The organism is Rohdeia mirabilis (assembly GCA_007750655.1).
In the GTDB taxonomy this organism is placed as follows: Bacteria; Planctomycetota; UBA1135; order UBA1135.
On sequence record CP036290.1, the window covers coordinates 4,068,786 to 4,089,700 of the forward strand.

General features: G+C 71.5%; 14 protein-coding genes. 1 reads left to right on the plus strand and 13 read right to left on the minus strand.

What is annotated here, in order from left to right:
* Window position 1: 1 nt before the first annotated feature.
* The 7 genes from Pla163_RS15125 to Pla163_RS15155 form a co-directional block, all read right to left on the minus strand.
* Window positions 2-3,637, minus strand: a complete 3,636-nt coding sequence (locus Pla163_RS15125) for a PD40 domain-containing protein (RefSeq protein ID WP_145190296.1) — start codon at window positions 3,635-3,637, stop codon at window positions 2-4.
* Between the two features lie 3 nt (window positions 3,638-3,640).
* Window positions 3,641-4,051 (minus strand): ExbD/TolR family protein, encoded by a 411-nt coding sequence (locus tag Pla163_RS15130; RefSeq protein WP_419185994.1) that lies wholly within the window; start codon window positions 4,049-4,051, stop codon window positions 3,641-3,643.
* A 2-nt stretch (window positions 4,052-4,053) separates the two neighbouring features.
* Window positions 4,054-4,839 (minus strand): MotA/TolQ/ExbB proton channel family protein, encoded by a 786-nt coding sequence (locus tag Pla163_RS15135; RefSeq protein WP_145190301.1) that lies wholly within the window; start codon window positions 4,837-4,839, stop codon window positions 4,054-4,056.
* A gap of 62 nt (window positions 4,840-4,901) precedes the next feature.
* Window positions 4,902-8,303: a tetratricopeptide repeat protein gene (locus Pla163_RS15140; RefSeq protein WP_145190304.1), complete on the minus strand. Its 3,402-nt coding sequence runs from the start codon at window positions 8,301-8,303 to the stop codon at window positions 4,902-4,904.
* 214 nt (window positions 8,304-8,517) lie between these two features.
* A complete protein-coding gene (locus Pla163_RS15145) occupies window positions 8,518-9,405 on the minus strand; it encodes a hypothetical protein (RefSeq protein ID WP_145190307.1) in 888 nt (295 codons plus the stop codon).
* Between the two features lie 216 nt (window positions 9,406-9,621).
* Entirely contained in the window at window positions 9,622-10,380 is a 759-nt protein-coding gene (locus tag Pla163_RS15150) for a phytanoyl-CoA dioxygenase family protein (protein ID WP_145190311.1), read from the minus strand.
* Window positions 10,377-10,913 carry a PepSY domain-containing protein gene (locus Pla163_RS15155; RefSeq protein WP_145190314.1) on the minus strand — a complete coding sequence of 179 codons (537 nt, stop codon included), beginning with the start codon at window positions 10,911-10,913 and terminating at the stop codon, window positions 10,377-10,379. The genes Pla163_RS15150 and Pla163_RS15155 overlap by 4 nt, the downstream gene beginning before the upstream one ends.
* 553 nt (window positions 10,914-11,466) lie before the next feature.
* On the opposite strand from Pla163_RS15155, the gene Pla163_RS15160 reads away from it, so the two are divergent.
* Window positions 11,467-15,375: a VPS10 domain-containing protein gene (locus Pla163_RS15160; RefSeq protein ID WP_145190317.1), complete on the plus strand. Its 3,909-nt coding sequence runs from the start codon at window positions 11,467-11,469 to the stop codon at window positions 15,373-15,375.
* A gap of 357 nt (window positions 15,376-15,732) precedes the next feature.
* On the opposite strand, the gene Pla163_RS15165 is transcribed toward Pla163_RS15160, so the two are convergent.
* The 6 genes from Pla163_RS15165 to Pla163_RS15190 form a co-directional block, all read right to left on the minus strand.
* Window positions 15,733-17,250 (minus strand): alpha/beta hydrolase-fold protein, encoded by a 1,518-nt coding sequence (locus Pla163_RS15165; RefSeq protein WP_145190320.1) that lies wholly within the window; start codon window positions 17,248-17,250, stop codon window positions 15,733-15,735.
* Between the two features lie 9 nt (window positions 17,251-17,259).
* A complete protein-coding gene (locus tag Pla163_RS15170) occupies window positions 17,260-17,802 on the minus strand; it encodes a hypothetical protein (RefSeq protein ID WP_145190323.1) in 543 nt (180 codons plus the stop codon).
* Between the two features lie 174 nt (window positions 17,803-17,976).
* Window positions 17,977-19,383 (minus strand): hypothetical protein, encoded by a 1,407-nt coding sequence (locus Pla163_RS15175; RefSeq protein ID WP_145190326.1) that lies wholly within the window; start codon window positions 19,381-19,383, stop codon window positions 17,977-17,979.
* 90 nt (window positions 19,384-19,473) lie between these two features.
* Complete coding sequence (locus Pla163_RS15180; protein ID WP_145190329.1) at window positions 19,474-20,016, minus strand: hypothetical protein; 543 nt, start codon at window positions 20,014-20,016, stop codon at window positions 19,474-19,476.
* Complete coding sequence (locus tag Pla163_RS15185) at window positions 20,009-20,602, minus strand: nucleotidyltransferase family protein (protein ID WP_145190332.1); 594 nt, start codon at window positions 20,600-20,602, stop codon at window positions 20,009-20,011. Before Pla163_RS15185 ends, Pla163_RS15180 begins: the two co-directional genes overlap by 8 nt.
* The gene (locus Pla163_RS15190; RefSeq protein WP_145190335.1) at window positions 20,599-20,904 is read right to left on the minus strand and encodes a hypothetical protein; all 306 of its coding nucleotides are present in this window, start codon (window positions 20,902-20,904) and stop codon (window positions 20,599-20,601) included. The genes Pla163_RS15185 and Pla163_RS15190 overlap by 4 nt, the downstream gene beginning before the upstream one ends.
* Window positions 20,905-20,915 lie beyond the last annotated feature (11 nt).

A 20,915-nucleotide genomic window follows, 5' to 3' on the forward strand; every position in this document is an offset into this window, starting at 1 on the left:
ATCAACGCCCGCTGGCCGCTGCCGGTCCCCCGCCGCGCGCACCGTTCGACAGCCCCACGTCGAGCAGCGGCGTGAAGTAGCGGTAGTAGACCTCGAGGCTCAACACGGCCATCGCGGTCGTGTAGCTCGCGTCGCGGCGGTCGTCGCCGGCGTGGTCGCGCGCGTAGGTACTGATCGGCGTCCAGGAACCGTCGCCGTTCTGTTCGTCGAGCAAGAGCTCCTTGAGCGCGACGTTCCACTCGTCCCACGCATCGCCTCCGGTGCGGAACAGCGCGAGCGACGCGTAGTACACGAAGTACAGGTTGCCCTGGCCGCGTTCGACGAAGGCGTCGTCGTTCGTGTAGCGGTAGCTGCGCGGCGCGCGCTCGAGCACCCAGGCGCGCGGCGCGTCGAAGTCCGCCGACGCGATGTCGACGCCGAGCAGGCTCAGGCCGAACATGGCCGCCGGCGTCGAACCGGGCAGCGTCGGCCAACCGCTGGAGAGGCGCGCGCGGTCGTGGCTGTAGCGGAACGCGCCGAGGCCTTCGTCCCAGGCCGCGAGCAGGAAATCACGCGCCCGCTCGAACGCCGCGTCCGGCACGTCGATCCCACCGAGGCGCGCCGATTCGAGCGCCATCACCTGCCACGACGTGATCGACGTGCGCGCGTACTGGTCGAAGAAGCGGCCGTCACCCGTGTAGTAGCCCCAGCCGCCGATCTCGCGCCGCGTTCCGCTCGTGGTCTGCATCGCGAGCACGTGGCCGACCGCGGCTTCGAGTTGCCGACGCCAGTTCGCACCCGGTGTGAGCGCGAAGGCCTCCGCCAACGCGTAGGTCGCGATGCCGTGGCCGTAGCTCGCGCAGTCGCCGATGTGGCCGGACGGAAGCTGCTGGTCGAGCAGGTAGCGCAGACCGCGTTCGACGGTGGCGCTGTGCTCGGTGCCCGACGTCGGCGTGTGCCCCGCACCGAGGAACGCCAGGAGACACAGCCCGGTCTTGCCGATCCGCACGTCGCCGTACTTGTCGTGGTCGTCGTCGCGGTCGCCCCAGTGGCCCGCGCCGCGCTGGATCGACGCCAGGTAGCGCAGTCCGTCGCGCACGGCCGCTTCCGTCTCGGCATCCCCGCCGAATTCGCGCAGCGCCTCCTGCTTGGCCGCGCCGGTGCGCGAGCGGTACGGCGTCGCGTCGAGGTCGGCGAGCGCGGTGGGCACGCTCGGTTCGGGTACGGCGGGCGGGGCGGCGGCGACGAGGTCGAGCGCAGCCGGTCGCGCGGGCGCGAGGTCCGTGCGCGGCCCGCTGCTGCGCTCGAACGTCGGAGCGCTCGGACGCACGTCGTCGCTCGCGCGAGCCCGCTCGAAACTCGCGGGTCGCGCCGCCTGGGCCAGATCGTCGGTGTCCTCGACGAGCGGCGCGCGGGCCACGTCGTCCGTGGCGGCGGAACGCGGCACGTCCGCGAGCGCCACGTCCCGACGCACGGCGCTGGGCGCGGACGGTGCGAGCGGCGCGCCGAGGGTCGGGACCGACGGCGACGTGCGTTCGAACGCCGCGGGCGCGAAACCGAGCGCGGCCGGCGCGGGGGCCGCGGCGAGTTCGGTCGTGGACGTCCGCGGCTCCGTGAGCGGAGCGGGCGCGGGATTCGCGCGTTCGCTCGCGTCCGCGCGCTCGAACGAGGCTCCGGGTGCAACGGCGGCGACCGCAGCATCCGTCGCGCTCGCTCCCCCGTCGCCAGTGGTCAGGAGTGCGGGCGCCGCGAGATCGGGCCGCGCGGTCGCGACCGCACGTTCGGGCGCGCGCGGTCCGACGTCCCCACTCGCGTCGAGTCGCGGCGCCGGCCCCGGATCGACGCGATCGAACGCTTCGGCCCGTTCCACGGGCCGCGCTCCGTCCAGCAGACTGCGGCGGGCCAGGTCGCTCGCGACGTCCGGCGTCGCTGCGACCAGCGCACCCGCCTCGGCGCGGCGCGGCCCGTCCGCGTCCAGGTCGCGAGCCTCGCGCCGCACGGGTGCGGCGTCGCTGGGCGCGGTGGGCAGTGCGAGTTCCGAACGTGTGGCGGCTGCTCGCGTGAAAGCCTCCGCGTCCACCGCGCTCGCCAGCTCGACGGGCGCGGCGGCGACAGCGTTCGCGCTGCGCTCGGCGCGCGACTCGAGAGCGCGATCGCCGGCAGTCACCACGCTCGGCACGGCACTGCGTTCGAAGGTCGCCGGAGCCGGAGCGGCGCTCGTGTCGGTGCTCGCGAGCGCGGAACTCTCGGCCGCCTCGCGCGCCGGTGCGGCCTCCGCCTCGGCGTTCTGGCTGCGCGCCACCTCGAGCTGTCCACCCAGCGCCTCACGCTCGGCGCCGTTCGCGTTCGGGTCGGTCAACTGCACGCGCACGCGCGGTCCCTGGCGCACCAACTCGTCCACCTCCGCCGCCGGGTGCACGCGCTGGAACCACCACACGAGCAAGAGGTGCGCGACGAGCGAGACCACGAAGCAGCGGTAGATCACGTCCATCGCGTGCCAGCGCTTCGCGGCCCAGGCCAGCAGCGCGAGCAGCAACAGGAGTCCGATCACGAGCAGCTCGCGCCACCCCACCGGATCGCCGGGCGTGCGGAACAACTCGCGCGAGCGCGCCAGCAGGATCTCGCCGCTCGCGCCCGCACCCAGGTCGCGCGAGAAGCGCAGGGCGAAGCCGTCGCTGCTGGGGTCGGGTCCGCGCTCGTCCGCGTCGGTGTTGACGGCGTCGAGGCGTTCGACCGGCCCCCACGTCGCCTCGCGCGCCAACTCCCCCGTCAGCTTCGCCGAGCGGTAGAGGTCGAAGTCGTCGTCGCGCGTGCGTCCGAGACCCGCTCCGTCGCCGCGGTCGGACGCGAACAGGATCGACGCGCCGTCGGCACCGAAGGCCGGATCGCGCTCGTCCTGGGGCGAGTTCAGCTCGTCGAGCGGATCGACGATCCAGATCGCCGCGCCGTTCGCGTCGCGGGCGGGTCGGGCGTGGAAGAGGTCGTGCACGCGCGGTGCACCCGGCGTGCCGCGCGCGCTCCGGTTCGAGGCGAACACGAGCTGCTCGCGTCCGTTGGTCGCGGTGCCGGGGACGGGCGCGGGATCGGTGTCGTCGGCGCTCGAGTTCAAGCCGCCCTCGATGCGCCGCGGCGTTGCGAACGACACGCCGCCGAACAGTCCCGCGAGACCGCCCGTATCGAAACTGGCGCGGAACAGATCGAGTCCGCCCTCGCCACCGGGACGGTTGGACGCGAAGTACAGGCCCAGCGCACCGAAGCGCGGCGCGACCTCGTCGAACGGCCCGTTCAGCTCGTCGAGCGCCCGCACGTCCGTCACGCGCTCGCCGTCGAGCGCGCCGACGTACAGATCCGCGTCGACGCCGCGCTCGCCGCTCGCGAACACGACGAAGCGACCGTCCGGCGAGACCGTCGTGCGCGTCTCGGAACCCGGTCCGTTCAGGTCGCCGAGCACCACTTCCGGCGCGTCCCAGATCGCGTAGCGCAGCCGTTCGACCTCGGACAGCTCGAGGCTCCCGCGCCCGTCGGTGAAGTGCCCGTCGTGGGCGAGGTGCGGCCGGAAGCGGAGCCACGCCAACGCGAAGCCGGCGCCGAGCAGCGCGCCGACGATGACGAGGTTCTTCAGCCAGTGACGGCCGCCGCGAGGTGTTTCGCGTTCCACCGCTCACCCCTCCCGCGTGCGCAGACCCGCGTTCGACAGCCCGGCGACGCGGCACAGGTCGAGCACCGAAACGATGCGCCCGAGATTCGAGGCCTGGTCGCCGCGCACGGTGACCGGCGTGTCCGGGTCACGGCGGGCGGTGCGTTCGAACAGGTTGGCAAGAGCGTCCTCGTCCACGGCCGCGCCCTCGAGGAACAGGTTCCCGTCGCGGTCCACGTCGACGATCAGCTCGTCCGGGATCTCGAGCGGCGCCTTGCCGGACTCCGCCACCGGCAGGTCCAGGTCGATCTGCTCCTCGAGCGTCGCGAAGGTCGTCGCGACCATGAAGAAGATGAGCAGCAGGAAGACCACGTCGATCATCGGCGCCAGGTTGAGTTGGCTGTCCTCGCCCAGGTCTTCGTTCGAAAGGCGCACCATCAGAGCGCTCCGACCGGCGCCGGGGCGGACTCGGTCGCGGCCGTCGCATCGGCGCTCGCCCCCTCGGCGAACTGCCGCTCCAGCAGCGCCGACTCGACCTCGCGCTGGGCGTCCTCGACGCGCCGCGCAAAGGTCTCGATACGGCCCTTGAACAGGTGGTAGGCGACGATCGCGGGGATGGCGACGGCGAGACCCGCGGCGGTGGTCGTCAGCGCCTGGTAGATGCCCGACGCGAGCAGTTCCGGCTTGCCCATGCCGGACTGGGTCGCGATCTCGCCGAACGCTTCGATCATGCCCCAGACCGTGCCCAGAAGGCCGAGCAGCGGCGCGATCAGGAACACGATCAACAGCGGCCGCAGGTTGTGTCCGAGACGGCGCAGTTCGGTCGCCGCCACGTCCCCCACCGCGTGGTCGCGCTCGAGGTAGTCGCGCCGATCGCGCTGGAGGCCGGCGCGCAGGATGCGGGCCAGGATCGGTCCGCGCTCGCAGGCTGCGAGGCCCGCGCGCGCACCGCCGCTGCGCACCGCGTCCGCCACCTGGCGTGCGAAGCGCAAGGTGCCGAAGCGGCCCGAACGCAGCGCGACGGAGCGCTCGACCGTGAAGGCCAGCGCGACGATCGAGCACACGAGCAGCGCGACCATCAGCGGCCCGCCGCGTTCGAGGATCTCGTAGAGGGAGGCGACGGCCCGTTCGGCATTCGCGGTCGCGGCGGCGGAACCGGTGTCGTCGGCGCCGCCGGTCTGGAAGGCAGAGGTGACGAGGATGGCCAGGAGCGTGGAGTTCATGATTCGTGAGCGGTCGCGGGGTCGTGGAGGCTGGAAGGAGCTGGTGCGGGCGCGTCGAAGCGTCAGCCACCGGCTCCTTCGAGCGCGGCGATGCGGCCCTTCGCGGCGCTGGCGAAGGGCGAGTCCGCGTGGTCCTTCACCACCTCGCGGTACTGGGCCAGCGCGGCGGACGTCTCGCCCTGACGCTCGAGCACGCCGCCGGCGCGGACCAACGCGTCGGCCACCTCGTCGCAGGCCTCGTACAGGACCGCGACCTTCAGGAACTGGGACAGCGCGTCGTCCAGGTCGTTCGCCGCCAGTGACAGCGCGCCGAGTTCGAGCCGCGCGCGCGCCGACAACAGGCCCTTGTCGCGCTCGAGGACGGCGGCGAAGGCGGCGCGGGCCGCACGTCCGTCGCCGAGCGCCGCGAGCGAACGCCCGCGCCACAGCTCGGCCTCGGCGCGCGCGTCGAAGTCGGGCGCCGTGCGCACCAGGTCGGCCAACGTGCGCGCGGCGTCCGCGTGCAGGCCGGCGCGCGACTGCGCGAGCCCGAGGCGGAAGCGCGCCTTGGTCGCCAGTTCGTGCTGGGCGAAGCGCGTGCGCATGAGGGCCAGGGCCTCGATCGCACCCGCGTCGTCGCCGGTGCGATAGCGCGCTTCGCCGAGCAGGAACAGCACTTCACCCAGCAGCGGGCTCTTTCCGAACTCGGCCGCGAACGCGCCGAATCGCGCGTCCACACCCGGCCAGTCCTCGAGGCGCAGCGCCGTGAAGCCGCCCTTGTAGAGCGCGCGCTCGCGCGTCGTTCCGGTCGTGCGCGCGGCGAGGTCGTAGAGCTCGAGCGCCTGGGCGTCGAGACCGGCCGCGTAGCGCGACTCGCCGACGAAGAAGGCCGCCTCGGCCAGGTTCGGGTCGAGCGGAGTGAGCGGCGCGGTGGCGGTCGCCGCTTCGTTCGCGGCGCCGTTCGATCCGCCGCGGCCTCCGCCGCCCGCCGGACGGGTCGCCGTGCCGGATTCGCGGCCCTTCGCGTCAGCGCTCCCATCGCCGCTCGACGCGTCCGCCGCGCGATCGTGCGCCGCGGCGAGCGTGCGCACCGTCCGCTCGGCTTCGTCGACCAAGCGTGTGCGGCGCGCCTTGTCCTGTTCGAGAGCCGACGCGTCGAGACGTGCGAAGACGGCTTCGACGCTCGCGGCGCGCACCACGTCGACGGCGGAGGCGTCGATCGCCGCCACGCCGTCCATCAGTGCCGCGGCCCGCGCCGGTTCACCTGCGGCGGTCAGCGCGGCGGCCGCACGTCGAGCGGCGGCGAGCACACGCGTCGCCTCCACGCCGTCCTTCGCGAGCGCCTCGACGGCTGCTTCGGACGCGCGTCCGTCACCGCGCGCCGCTTCGACGAACGCGAGCAGCTCGTGCGCCGAAGCGCGACGTTCCGCGTCGAGGTCGGAGCGCTTCAGGAGCGCACGCAACGTCGTCCGCGCGTCGTCGTGCGCGCCGAGCTGGTTCGCGCACCACGCGGCCGACAGTAGGGCGTGGAGCGCGTGCGGTCCCTTCGGCGCGAGTTCGGCGAGTGCGCCGTAGGCGACTTTCGCACCTGCGAGATCGCCGCGTGCGCTGCGGCGTTCGGCCAGCTCGAGCAGTGCGTCGGGCGCCAGTTCGTGCTGCGCGTGGTCCTGGGCCAGTTGCGCGAGTCGACGCTCGCCGGCCTCGCCCTCGACGAGGCGCGCGAGGCGCAAGAGGCCCTCGGGCCGTTCGTTGGCCGCGGCGAAGCTGTCGACGAAGCGCTCGTAGCGCGCGACGGCGCGGCGGCGCGGCTCGGTGGCGCGCGACCCGTCGAGCGTCGCGGCGAGCTCCTCCGCCGCGCGGGCCGACATGAAGAGCGCCTCGCGCGACAACTCGTCCACGCTCGCCGCCTTCGAAAGGGCTTCGAACGCGCTCTCGGCCGCGTCGAAACGACCGGCGCGGAAGTCGCACCAGGCGGTGCGCGAACGGGCGCGGCGCGCGTCCTCGGGGCTTGCGCCGGACGCGACGGTGACGGCGGCGAAGGCCGCGCGCGCCGTGTCGAGATCGCCGCTCTGGAACGCCGCTTCGCCGAGGACGAAGCGCGTGGCCGTGCCGTACGCGCTGTCCGGGAAGCGCTCGAACAGCTCGCGAGCCAGGCGCGCGGCCTCGGTGAAGTCGCCGGCGTTCGCGCGCGCGACGGCCGCCGCGTGCAGGGCGTAGTCGCCGCCGCTCGCTTCGTAGACCCGCGCCGCTTCGTCGGTGCGGCCGAGGGCGTAGAGCGCGTCGGCGCGCGCGCTGGTGATCGTGGCCGCGAGGTCGGTCGAGGGCTTCGACGCGGCCGCGCGGTCGAGGGACTCGAGCGCGTCCGCGTGCCGGCCGAGGCCTGCGAGCGCCCGCCCGCGCCAGTAGTGCAATTCGGCGCTGCGTGCCGCCTGGGGCACGGAATCGGCCATTTGGAGGGCTCGGTCGAACGCTCCGGACCGCACGTGGGCCGCCGCGGCGCGCACCCGTGCCTCGTTCGCGAAGGGATCGGTCGGCGCCGTGGTCGCGATGGCTTCGAAGCGCTCCGCGGCCTCGGCGTCGCGTCCGAGAGCCACGAGCGCGAAGGCCGTTCCGCGTTCGGCGGCCGCGCGCTGTTCGCCGGCCGCGACGGCTCCGAAGGCCGCGAGCGCCGCCGCGTGCTGGCCGAGCGTGTAGCGCGTCTCACCGAGCAGGAGCCACAGCTCGGGCAGGCGCGGCTCGCCCTCGTCGGCGGCCGCGATGCAGGCTTCCACGCGCTGCGCCGCCTGGTCGTGGGCGCCGCGAGCCTTCGCCGTCCAGCACATGGCGCAGGCCGCGTCGAACGCGTAGGTGCCCGGCGCGTCGAGCTGCATCACCGCCCAGTAGGCCGCTTCCGCTCCCGTCACGTCGTCGGCCGCGAAACGCGCCTCGCCGAGCAGGAACGTGGCCGGCGCGACGAGGTAGTCGGGGTCGTCGGCGAGGCAGGCCTCGAGCGCGGCGATGGCTGCCGATGCGTCCCCCAGTTCGAGCGCACACTGTCCCAGTCGGAAGCGCGCCTCGCGCCGCCGCTCGAACCCGTTCGCCTCGGCGACCGCCGCGAAGAGCGGCCGCGCCCCCGCGAAGTCGTCGCGCTCGAACAGCACGTCCCCCACCAGGTAGCGCACGAGCGTCGCCCGCGCGTGGGTGCCGTGCTGCTTCAGGAAGGCTCGGCCCTCCTTCACGACCAGGTCGTCGAGCCCCTTGTCCGCGAGACCGGCGATGTACTGGGCCGCGTCGTCGGCGTCGTCGAACGTGCGGGTGGCCGGTGCGGGCGTTGCGGGCACGAGCGGTGCAGTCCGCTGCGTGCCGACGAGCGGCCCCGCGACGACGGTCTGGGCTTCGAACGTGGGCTCGAGCGGCGCTGCTGTGAGCAGCGACGAAGGGGCGACGGCCGTCACAGCGAGTGCTGCAACAACCGTCGCCACGAACGGCGCGGGGCGGCCGGACATGGAGGCTCCTGGGAGGGGCGCTGGTGGCGAACGGTGTGCGACTCGCGCGTTGGGGAACGGACGCGCGAGGCGCACTCTACGCCGCCGCGAGCCGCCCGTGGGGCACTTCAACGACCCGGGTAGTCGAAAGTGGGACGGGGTGGTCGGGAGGCGTTGCCGGGACGCGACTTGCGTCCGACGACCGAGCGTCCATGCTGACCTCCGACGCTCGGGGCTAGCGCTCGGCGGTCAGCTCCAGGAGCAACTTCACGAAGGCCTCGTCGCGTTCCTTGCGCCTCTCCTTGATGTCGTCCTTGACCTGCTCGGCCTGCGGCCAATCGTCCGACGTGTATTGGAGATTGAACGCCCACCCACCCAGGTCAGCGACCATCCCCCCGATCCACTCGCCCTCCAGGGATCCGGGCGGGAGCGCGAGCGGCGAGTACGCGAAGTCCTGCGAGTGGACGATCTTCTTCGTCACGGCGATCATGCCCGCGAACTCCTCACGGGCGAGCCGCTCCAGTTCGGCGTTCTGAGGTGACATGCTCGCTTCGAGCACCGCCCATACAGCAGGAACAAGCTTCTTCAGAGCCTTCTCGACGCCAGGCTTCTGACCGTAGCGGCGGCGGACGAAGACCTCGTCGAACTCGGCTCCGTAGCGCGACTCGATACCGCCAGGCAGATCGAACCCTGCCCAACGCACGGCTCGATCGATGAAGAAGTAGAGGTCTCGGTCGTTGCTCTCGAGGTGCGGCAGGTAGTCGTCCCTCAGGCTGCGAAGCGCGACCTCCTCGGGCCACAGTCGGAGCATGCGGTCGGGGTCGTGACCCGCGTTCTCGAGTGCGCGGCGAATCTGCTCGTCCGTGAAGCCGTCCCAGAATTCACGGCACGCGTCGAGCGCGCTGATGGTGATTCGTGAGTCCTCTGATTCGTCAGGCGCCGCCGGCAGTGCATCCCCGAGCGCGATGCGATCTTGAACTGCTGGCTGTGCGAGCGCCGTGGTCGCGCCCGCCTCGTCTGTACCGACAACGGAGAGCTCTGCGACTCCGGAACACCCCCTCATGGCAACGTACGCAGTGATGCCAACAACGAGGAAGAGTACGCCGACCAAGATCCTATTCATGTGAAGCTGGGGGATGACTGCGCAAGGGCCTCGAGCCGACAAGTGGGTCGAGTGCCCGAGTACGGTGAGCTGCGCGCTCCCGTTCGACGCCAACTCGACAACGATACGAACAGTCGGCAGTCATGTGGTGTTGCGAACCAGCCTCACCATCGACGGGCGAATGGTGCGCGGCGCGAATCGACCGCCAAGGGTGGTGCTGGCGTGCGGCACCGCAAGTCAGATGCGCAATGTGCCGCCGCTCGACCAGGCCAGGAACTCGAGGTGCACGATGCGGCGGCTGCGATTGGAGGGCGACTTGCGCGACGCATGGAGCAGGAGCGGGCGCAGGATCAGCGCGCCGAGCGCGGGGACGACGCAGTCCACTTCGCCCACTCGGTCGCGCCACTCGACGGCGGCTTCGGGAGCGAGCACACCGTGGGCGTGCGAAGTGGGCACGACGCGCAGGCCGCCGTTGCCCGCATCCGAACCGTCGAGGTCCACGCGGATCGAGACCATCGATTCGAGTACGTCACGCGGCGGGCGCGCGCATGGCACACCGTCCTTGACCGACCAGGCCGTCCAACCGGGCGCGTCGAAGCGTTCCGACACGGAGACCACCGTGTCCTGGTGCCAGCGCACGAGCCAGTTCGCGTCCGGCGACTTGTCGAACAGGATCGCGCGGTGTACGGCGGCGTCCGGACCGAGGACGGCCTCGGCGAGCCGGCGCACGCGGGGCGCTGCGGCGAGCTGGGCGACAGCGGGATGGTCGAGCGCGTCGCGACGTCCGACGCGCCCGTCCAACTCGGCGAATGCGGCCAGAGCGGCGCTGCGCTGATCGCCGTCGATCACGTCGGCGACGATCGCGAAGCCGTCGCGCTGGACCTGCGCGGAGGCGGCGAGACTCGCGTGTGCGCCAATTGGTTGCGGCGAAGCGGTCGAGCGCGCGACGTCGCCCGAGCGCCCAACGCCAGCGCGATCGCGCTCCTCGTCGCTCACGCGTCAGCCCCGTGTGCTTGCTTCACCCGCTTCCGCCGCCGCGCCAGGTGCGGCAACAGCCACAGGTAGACGCCGCTCGCCCACAGGCCGAGCAGGATCACGCCCGACGGGAGGAAGATCCACAGCTTGGCCCCCTCGAAGAACCACGAGCCGTCGTGGATCTGCTCGATGAGGTCCGAGCGGCGGTAGGCGGACTGGACGACGGCGCCCGTCGTCGTGTCCACCTGCACCTCCCAGCGGTTGGTGGCGCGTACCTTCACGACGCCCTTGTCGGGCCGAACGTCGAGGCGGTCCACGTCGTCCCAACTCGCGATCTCGGCTTCCGGCACCGAGCGCGCCGCCTCGAGGATGCGCTCGAACGACACGCTGGGGTCGCCGCCGACGCCGCGCGCGGTGGGCGGCTGCACCCAGGCCGACTGCTTCTTGAGCTGGAGGACGATGCCGGTGACGACGACCACGAGCACGGGCAGCACGGTGACGAGGGCGCCGATGCGGTGGAGGCGACGGCTCAGGCGCGCGCCGGTGAAGCTCACGGCCGGACCCCCGGTACGGTGTCGCACACCACTGGGGTGGTCGACCAACAGTTCGTGTGCGGTACGAACTTCTGGTCGACCACCCCAGTGGTGTGCGACACCGTATCGCTGTTCGCTGCTGCCATGGCCACCATCATGCAGGGCGGCCTGGGGCTGGGTCGAGCGCGCCCCGCAGGACGGTGCCGCACTCCGCGACGGTGACGGGCGAGCGGGTCGTGTGCGGTACGGATCACTGGTCGACCACCGCAGTGGTGTGCGACACCGTACGGGGGCCGACCCGACCGACCGGGCGCCGCCGAGGGACGGGGGCGAACCTGGTGGCGGGCGACCGATCGCGACCGGGAGGTGGGAAACGCGGGCTCCCGAGCGCCGTTACGGTCGCGGACGGGTCCACCTCCCCGCGGCTCGCGCTCGAAGGAGGACACTGGAGGGCCCGCCGCTCCCCCACGACCGATCGGGCTCAGCCGGACCCGTGCCACCCCCAGCGGCGCTCGCCGCGGCACCCCGGCCCCGACCGCCCCCAGCTTCCGCCCCACCCGCTCCCGTCCCGCCGATGTTCGACCGCACCTTCGTGTCCTCCCTTTCCGTCGCTGCGCTCCTGCTCGCGTTCGCACCCGCCACCGCGCAGGCCCAACGCCGCGGCGCCGCCCGCACCGCCGAGCCCGCGACCGTCGCTCTGCCCGATGCGTGGCTCGAGGACCTCGGCTGGCGTTCGATCGGCCCGGCCAACATGGGCGGACGCATCGTCTCGATCGCCGCGCACCCGACCGACCGCGCGACCTACTGGCTCGGCAGCGCGTCGGGCGGCGTGCTCAAGACGACGAACGCCGGGCGCACCTACGAGCACCAGTTCGATCAGGAAGAGACGGTCTCGATCGGACACCTGGCCGTGTCCACCTCGAACCCGGACGTGCTGTGGGTCGGCACCGGCGAAGCGAACCCGCGCAACTCGGTCAGCTACGGCAACGGCGTCTACAAGTCGACGGACGGCGGCGCGACCTGGACGCACATGGGGCTCGAGCACTCGTTCCAGATCGGGCGCATCGCGATCCACCCGACCGACGAGAACACGGTCTACGTCGGCGCGCTCGGCCGGCTGTACGGCGAGAGTGAGGAACGCGGCCTCTACAAGACCACCGACGGCGGCACGACCTGGGAGCGCGTGCTGTACGTGGACGAGCGCACCGGTGTCACCGACATCGACATGCACCCGACCGATCCGAACACGCTGCTGGTCGCTACCTACGAGCGCCAACGCGACGAGTTCGACACGAACCAGCCCGCGAAGAAGTGGGGCCCGGGCAGCGGCATCTGGCGCACGACCGACGGCGGCGCGACCTGGACCGAACTCACCGAAGGCCTGCCCACCGTCGACAAGGGCCGCATCGGCATCGACTGGTACCGCGCCGATCCGAACATCGTCTTCGCCCTGGTCGAGACCGAGCGCATCTCGCGCCTCCCCGACGACGTGGCCTACATGGGCATGACCGGCGAGGACGCCGACACGGGCGCGCGTCTCACCAACGTGACCGAGGGCGGGCCGTCCGAAGCCGCCGAACTGCGCGTGGGCGACATCGTCACGCGCGCGGACGGCGAACGCGTCCTGGCCTACGACGATCTCGTGCGCGTCATCCGTCAGCACAAGGCCGGCGAGACCATCGACATCGAGTACGTGCGCGAACGCCAGCTCTTCAACACGAGCGTCGAGTTCGGCCCCGTCCCGCCGCCCGAGAACGAACCCGACCTCAGCGACGAGGACGCCCTGCACGCGCGCGACCTCAGCCTCGGACTCGGCGGCCAACGCGCGCAGGTGCAGGACGCCCAGGGCTACGACGCGCTCGAAACCGGCGGCACGTTCAAGTCCACCGACGGCGGCGTGACCTGGACGCGCATCAACAGCCTCAACCCGCGGCCGATGTACTACAGCCAGATCCGCGTGGACCCGAGCGACGCGAACCACGTCTACGTCCTCGGCACGCGGCTGCACCGTTCGAGCGACGGCGGCGTGACGTTCACGTCCGACGGCGCCGACGGCGAGGTGCACGTGGACCACCACGCGCTGTGGATCGACCCGGACGACGGGCGCCACATGATCCTCGGCAACGACGGCGGCATCTACATCACGCGCGACCGCATGGAGAGCTGGGACCACCACAACCACGTGGCGATCGGGCAGTTCTACCGCGTGACCACCGACAGCGAGGGTCTGTACAGCGTCTACGGCGGACTGCAGGACAACGGCTCGTGGGGCGCGCCGAACCGCACGCGCAACTCGACCGGCGTCGTGAACTCGGACTGGCTGTCGATCGGCGGCGGCGACGGCTTCGTCTGCAAGGTCGATCCGAACGACCCCGACCAGATCTACTACGAGAGCCAGAACGGCGGCATGCGTTGGCGGAACCTGCGCACCGGCGAGTTCGGCTCGATGCGACCGCGCGCGCCGGAAGGCGTGAACTACCGCTTCAACTGGAACACGCCGTTCGTCCTGTCCTCGTTCAACGGCAAGATCGTGTACGCGGCGGGCAATCACGTGTTCCGCTCGCTCGATCGCGGCAACGGCATGAAGGCCATCTCGCCCGAGCTCACGCGCACCGAGCGCGGCAGTGCGACGACGCTGGCCGAGAGCCCGCGCGACTCCGACCGTCTGTACGTCGGCACGGACGACGGTGCCCTGTGGACGACGCGCGACGGCGGCACGACCTGGATCGACCTAATGGCGCCGGCTGCCGCGGTCGCGCCCGAAGTGACGAGCGAAGGCGACGCGACCGAGGCCACCGAGTCCGATTCCACCGATTCCGCCGAGGCGAACGACGCTCCGACCCTCGCTGGGCGCTGGGCCGCACGGGTCACGCGCATGCGCGCGGCGGACGAGGGGCTCCTCGAGCTCAGTCTGGCCGAGGACGCGGACGGCGCGCTGGTCGGCGGCTTCGGCACGCAGTCGAGCAGCGTCGAGTCGGCGCGCTACGAAGCGTCGGACGGTTCGATCGCGATCACGCACCGCCTGGGCGACGCGACGATCGAACAGACCGGCGTGATCGACGGCGAGCGCATGACCGGTTGGCTGTCCACCTGGGACGGCGCACTGCAGGTCTTCTACCGGGCCGAGCGCGAAGAGAACCTCGAGTCGGGTGGCGCGACCGGCCGCTGGCGCCTGTCCCTGCTCGGCGAGGTCGTCGCTCCCGAGGCCGGGCGTTTCGCCATCGGTCTGACCGAGGAAACGGCGGACGCGGCGCCCGACGCGGCCGTGACCGAATCGGAAGAACCGACGACCGCCGACGCCGGCGTGACCCTCTCGGGATCGATCGCGGCGGGTTCGTGGCGGACGGACGTGCAGAACGCGGTGTGGGATTCCGAAGCGGACGTCCTGAGCCTGACGTTCGAACGGGACGGCGCGCGCTCCGACCTGGTCGCCACTCTGGCGGACGACCAACTGTCCGGTTCGTTCACCGCGGCCGGCCTGTTCGACGTGCGCTTCGTCGCGCGCCCCGACGACGATTCGGGCGAATCACGATCCGACGGTGAACGCGAGAGCGGCGCGCGCCTCGTCGAGCTCCTGCCGAAGCCCATGTGGGTCAGCGCCGTGGTCCCGTCGGCCTTCGTGACCGAGCGCGTCTACGTCACCTTCGACGGCCATCGCTCCGACCTCGACGACCCGTTCGTGTTCGTCAGCGAGGACGGCGGCGAGACCTGGCGCGACATCTCGGCGAACCTGCCGCGCGGATCGACCCGCACGATCGCCGAGGACCGCGTCAATCGCGACCTCTTGTACCTGGGCACCGAGTTCGGCGCGTACATGAGCCTCGACCGCGGCCGAAGCTGGATGGAGATGGGCGCGGACCTGCCGACCGTGGCGGTGCACGAGTTCGCGCAGGCTCCGAACGGAGGCGACGTGGTCGCGGCCACGCACGGGCGCAGCCTGTGGATCCTGGACGCGACCGTGCTGCGGCAGATGACGCCCGAAGCGCTGGCCGCGCGGGCGACGCTGTTCGAACCGAGCGAAGGCGTGTTCTGGCGCGGCGAGGTCACGCGCGGCTCGAGCGGCACGCGTCGCTTCCGCGGCGAGAACCCGCCGTCGGGCGTGACGCTGTTCTACTCGCTCAACGGCAACGCCCGCGACGTCAACCTGCGCATCACCGACCTGGGCGGCACGCTGATCCAGGAGCTCGAGGCTTCGACGGATGCGGGCCTGCACCGCGCCACCTGGAACCTGCGCGGTCCCGGTCGCATGACCAGTCGCGGCTTCATGCGCTCCGGTGCGCCGGTCGAACCGGGCCGCTACCTCGCGACGCTCGAGGCGAACGGCGACACCCAGACGCGCGAGATCCGCGTGGTGCCCGATCCCGACGGCGCCGAGGGACCGACCATGGCGCAGCTCGAGTACATGGAGGATCTCGAGGAGTTCGAGGGCGAGCGCGAAGAGGGCGGCGACGACGACGAGGACCTGTCGGACGTCGTGCACTGAGCGCCACGGGTTCGCGCTCTGCATCGCCATCGAGAGGCGGCGGTGCGACATGGCGAGCGGCCGTCCGGAACCAGGCAACGCCTCGGTCCCGGGCGGCCGTTCGCACGTCGCGGGTGACTTCGATCCACCACGGGCGATCGAGAGCGCCGTCGTCGTGGTGCTCGTGTCGGTCGTACTCGCGGGGCGAACGGAATCGCCGAGCGAGACCATCGCAGAGCTCGCGCGCACCCAGCGCCCCACGCCCCGGAAGCACCGCTCCGGCCACGCGTCGGCATCTTCACCGCGAACACTGCCGCGAACACCCGCCGCACGACCCCGGGCGCCAGCCGCGGCGACCGGCCCGCCGCCCGCTCGCGCTCAGTCCTGCTCGTCGCTCGCGCTCGCCCCCGGCACCGCAGCCTCGAACAGGTCGAAGAACGCGAACACGTCCGGCAGCGCGCGCTGGACGATCAGCAGGTGTTCGGTGTTCTCGTAGGTGCGGTGCACGAGGTTCGCGGCGCCGAAACCCTCGAGCCGCGCCGCCAGGGCGTCGACGCCGCGCTTGCCGAAGTCGCTCGCGCCGGCGGCCAGGTAGACGGGAATGGCGGCGACGGCTTCGGTCGCGTCGCCCCCACCGCCGAGGGCCGCGATCGCGCGAAAGCGGTCGGGCGTCTTGGCGGCAGCGCCGATCGTCGCAGCTGCGCCCATCGAGTGCCCGACGACGAACACGCGATCCGTGTCGATCGGAACGTGCGCGGCGAGCGCGTCGACGATCTCGGCCGCCGGACAACCGAGGAATCCGACCTGCGGCGCCACGAGGATCCAACCGCGCTCGCGCGCCAGGTCGACGGCGAGTCCGTCGCCGTAGCCGTCGAAGAACAGGTTCTGCGATCCGCCGGCACCGTGCAGCGCGAGCACGAGCGGCGCGCGCTCGCCGGGCTCGATGCCGCTCGGCACGAAGAGGCGCACGTTGGAGGTGCCCTTGGCGAGCGGCAGCGCGAGCCAGCGTTCACCCGCCGCGCCGATCCACGCCGCCGCCGCGCTCGGTTCGCCGTCGCCCTCGTGTTCGGCCTGCGCGTCCGCGAGGAACTCCGCGCGTTCGAGCAGCTCGCCGGCCGGGTAGTCGGTCTCGAGCGTCGCGCCATCGACCAGGTCCTCGAGCAGCCCGAGGTACTGGTGCGCGGTGTACGCCGCGATCGTGTCGGCGAGCTTCGAACGCCGCCCAACCTGCTCCTTCAGCGCCGCGAGCCGCGCGTCCAGGTCGGCCACGATCTCGAGGCGCAACGGCGCGAGCGGCACGACCTCGCCGTCGACCTCGAGCTCACCGCGCAGAAGGAAACGGTCGGCCGACCAGCCGTCGAGGTCGAGCGGGAACGGCCCGTCGACCCCTTCACCCGCGCGCCCGACGATGCGCTCGGAGCCGGTCCCGGGGTCCGAGGTGCGCAGGGTGATCGTCGCATCGTCGAGCACGTCGGACGCGCCGTACAGCGATGCGAAGCGCAGTTCGATCCGCTCGGTCCCGGCGGCCACGAGTCGCGTGGACGGCACGATCGCCAGCGCGTCGGCCGCGCGCTCCACGTCGCTGGGTTCAGCGTCCCGCTCGACGAGCAGCCGCCGCGCCGCGTCCAACTCGCGCGCGACGCCCGCCATGTCGGCGCGGAAGAACAGCGCGACCGAGCCGTCGATCGTTTCGACAGCCGCCGCGCGCCGCTCTTCGCTCGCCGCCGCCCAGGCCCGCTCCATCGCCCGCATGCGCCGCCCCGTTTCGTAGCGCCAGGTCCCGGCGTCGAGCTCGACGGGTGCGGCCGTGGCGGGCGTGTCCGTCGGACCGGTGTCCTGCGAGGCGGTCGGGTGGACGAGCAAGAGCGGCGCGAGCGCGAGAGCGGTGTGGAGCATGGGGCGAGTCTAGTCGAAGACACCTGAGGCCTCCGTTGCCGGCGCTTCGTCTGCCACGGGTGGGCGCCAGTTCAATCCATCTCGGTGTTGCTCACACTGGCCGCGCTCGGCGTAGGACGAGCGGACGAGTTCCGCCAACTCCTCCAAGGCATAGGCGGTAGCCGCAGCCTCCAGGAGGCTGTTCACGACCGGGCGCTCGCAGTCGATCTCGACCCAGTAGCACTCGAAGAACGGGTCGAAACCTTCGACCAGGATGTTGAACGCAAGGAGGATCCGCTCGCCCGGAACCTCTTTGAAGATCGAGTAGAGATTCTCGTCCGAGTACGAAACCTGTTCGACAACGATCTCCTGGACTTCGCCCGGCCCACGTGGGTCGAACGACTCCATCAGGAGCCCGTCCAGGCCAAAGAACGTGACGCGCGTCCTCTCCGCCAGATCGGTCTTCGCCTGCGGCGTGAGAGTCAATCCACCCCCGAGATGAAGCCTCACACCAACGTTCGAGGGCCCCATCAACGGCGGCACGAAGAAGTACCAAGCCGGAAAGAGCGTCAACGCTGCAACGACGACTCCGAACCACAACCGACGGACTCCAGCCGGACTGGCGGAGTGAGGATTCGATCTGGACCGGGCGCTCATCGTGCGTGGAAGCGCAGCGCTGGCGCGGCGACGCGGTCATAGGTGTCGAACAGGCTCGGGTATCACGTGAGCTGCCCCGCGCTGCGCGCCTCACTCGCCTCTCTCCGCGGCGCACGCGTCGAAGTGGGCGAACACGTCGGCCATGGCGACGGACGGTAGCAACAGGTCCGGCGTCTCGGGATAGGACGCGACCTGGTCGCGGATGCGAGGCTCGAAGCCGTTCGTCGAATCGGGGCTCGCCGACGCTTCGGACGACGGCATCGGAACCGCGACGAAGAGCGGTGCCGCCGCGGGAGGACGCGGTCCAACTTCGACCCGGGTGCCGTCCGCGAAGACCGCGATCGCGCAACAGCTCGGCCGCTGTGCCTCGCCGCGAAGTGTGACGTTGATCGCCGGCCCTCGGTCGATCAGGAAGACACGTTCGCGATCGATGCGGTAGACGATGTCGAGCAGGTCGAGCAGTTGGTCGGCGCCGAAGCCCCAATCGTGCTCGACGACCAACCACCCGCGCGCCTGGGCTTGTTGGACAGCGTGACGCGCGAGGCTCTCCCCACCCCCGTACCACCCTGCGGCCACGACGACGACGGGGGTGCGCTCCTCCCGGTCGAGTCCTACCGGGACATGGACCTGCGTCCAGAAGTCGTGTTTGCGAGCGGATCGGTGAGGCACGAGAACGCGGCGCGCGCCGGGCGACGCGAGGTGCTCGATCAGATCGCCGTCCTCTCCGAACGCCAGGACCTCGGCGTCGCGCAGAGCCTGACCGAGGAGAGGAGAACCTGGTCCCGAGAACCGGATGGCAGCGCGAAGCATGTGGGTCGCCCAACTCGATCTCCGGCGCGAACGAGCTGCGTTGCGCCGCTCCAGCTCTTCGCGCAGCGCGGCGGTGCGTGCCTCGGCATCGCGCGTCGCTTCCAACGTCCAGCGCGCGCCGTCCGCCGCGCCCGAGTCCGTGGTGACGCGCACCCACAGCTCGAACGTGCCCGGCTCGGCGCCGTCGATCGGCAGCTCCACACGCATGCCGCGCCGGTCCTCGACGGGAACGGCGAGGTCGAGCCCCGGCCCCTCGAGGCAGACGGTCAATCGCGCCTTCGAAAGGTCGTCCTGCACCGGCAGCGCTTGCCGCACGACGACCACCAGGTCGGTGTCGCTCGACAGCATCGCCCACGGATAGGCGCATGGAACGAGCACGTCCGCGAGCCTGCTCGCAGCGCTTGACCGTGGATCCGACGCCTGGAGCGGCCAGAGCGCGGCGTCGAAGGCGCGCCGCTGCGTGTAGGTGTAGCCGGCGTCGGGAACGTCATGTTCGGCCAGTCCGGCCAACGACTCCGCGGCCAGGCGTCGGGCCGCGTCGTTGGCTCGCTCCCAGGCGCGTTCGAGGGCGTCCAGGTGTCCCTCGACCGGTCCGCTGACCACCGAGAACACGAGCGTGTCCGGGTCCTCGGCGACCGCAGGAGTCACGAGCGGGAGGAGGAGTGCGGCTGCGAGCAAGGGGCCCATGGACGGAGCCTATCCGCGCTGCGGCGCTCGGTTGCCGGATCGAGGCCCTGGCCCGCTGCGGCGCTCGTCCGTCCGCGACCGCGCCGTCGATCAGCGCGCGACCCGACCGGCGTGCGTCGCATGGAGCCGCTGGGCGATTTCGTCGGCCGCGGCCTCGAGCGCCAGCTCTTCGAGGCGCCCTCGAAACACCGGTCGCGCGACGTCGATCTCGATCCAGTAGCTCTCGAGGTCCGCAGTGGGCGCACCGTTGCGCACCTCGAACGTGACGAGCATCCGCTCCTTCGGCACCTCGGTCCGACCGAGCATGTCCGTCGTCTCGGTGTCCGCCACGAGCACGGCTTCGAGTCGCGTGGTTTCTCTGCCACTCGGCGCGGGGCAGGACCCCATCACGACCCCGCGCTCGTTGAGCACATCGAGGCGCGTGGTGCTCGCACGCGAAGTCAGTGCGAGAGGTCCGACGCCTATCGGGAACAGCCGACCCGTCCCACTTCCCTCCCAGTGCTCCGCGACCCTGACGTTCCACGACCCGAGGTGCGCCGAACAGACGAGCGCGAACGCGGCCACGAGCCCGATGCCGATCGCTGCGAGGCCGCACCAGATGCGACAGGGCCGCTCGCTCGCGGGCTCAGGCATCGCCCACGTCCCGCGGACGGGCCGACGCCCGCACCCGCTCGAGCAGGTCCGCCACACCGATGCGCGCGGCCCACTCGTCGAGGTACGCGTCGTCGATCTTCGAGCCACGGGTCCTCAACACTTCGACCACGTCGATGAGCTGTTGGTTCATCTGTTCGCCACCCTGCCGGAACCAGTCCAGCTTCTGCAGCACGATGTCCTCGGACGAGGTGATCGAGATCTGCGTACCAGCAACGGTCCTGCGCTGGGCTCGGCCCCACTTGTTGGGGTGGATGCCCTCGTCCGGCGGCACGTAGACATCGACCTTCGAGAATCCGGTGCGCGTGAAGATGTTGAATCCGCGTCGCCTGCGTACCGCCTCGACGATCGACTCACGATCGACATACCAATCCCCCTGGAGCGCGGCGACGAGTTCGTCCACTCGATCGAGAGCCAGGTCCACCGCAAAGTCGGAGTCACGCGTGAAACGTGGTTCGCCCCACAGCGAAGCCGCCATGGAGCCGCCGACCACGTAGCGCAGACCGAGTGCATCGAGAACCCGAGCCAGCTCGATCGTGGCGCGCACCTGGTTCTGGTCGAGCGTCACACGTCGCTCCCGGCGGCGGCCGGACGCAGGCCCTCGAGCCACGGGTGATCCGCGCCGACGAGCCGTGCCATGTGATTCACTCCGATCCGCTTCGCATGAACCCTGAACTCGAGCTCTTCGTCGCTCGCCTCGGGGAAGAGATCGCGCAAGCCAGCGAGCTGGAGCTCGCGAGCAGCGGCGCAGGCTCCCCCGACGAGTGCCAACTTCTGCTCGACATCGAGACTCCGCAGGTGCTCGAGCTGGAGAGCCCGCATGCGCGGATGCGTGTCCACGATGCCGAGGATGGGGTCGATGCGTTCCACGTGATCAGTTG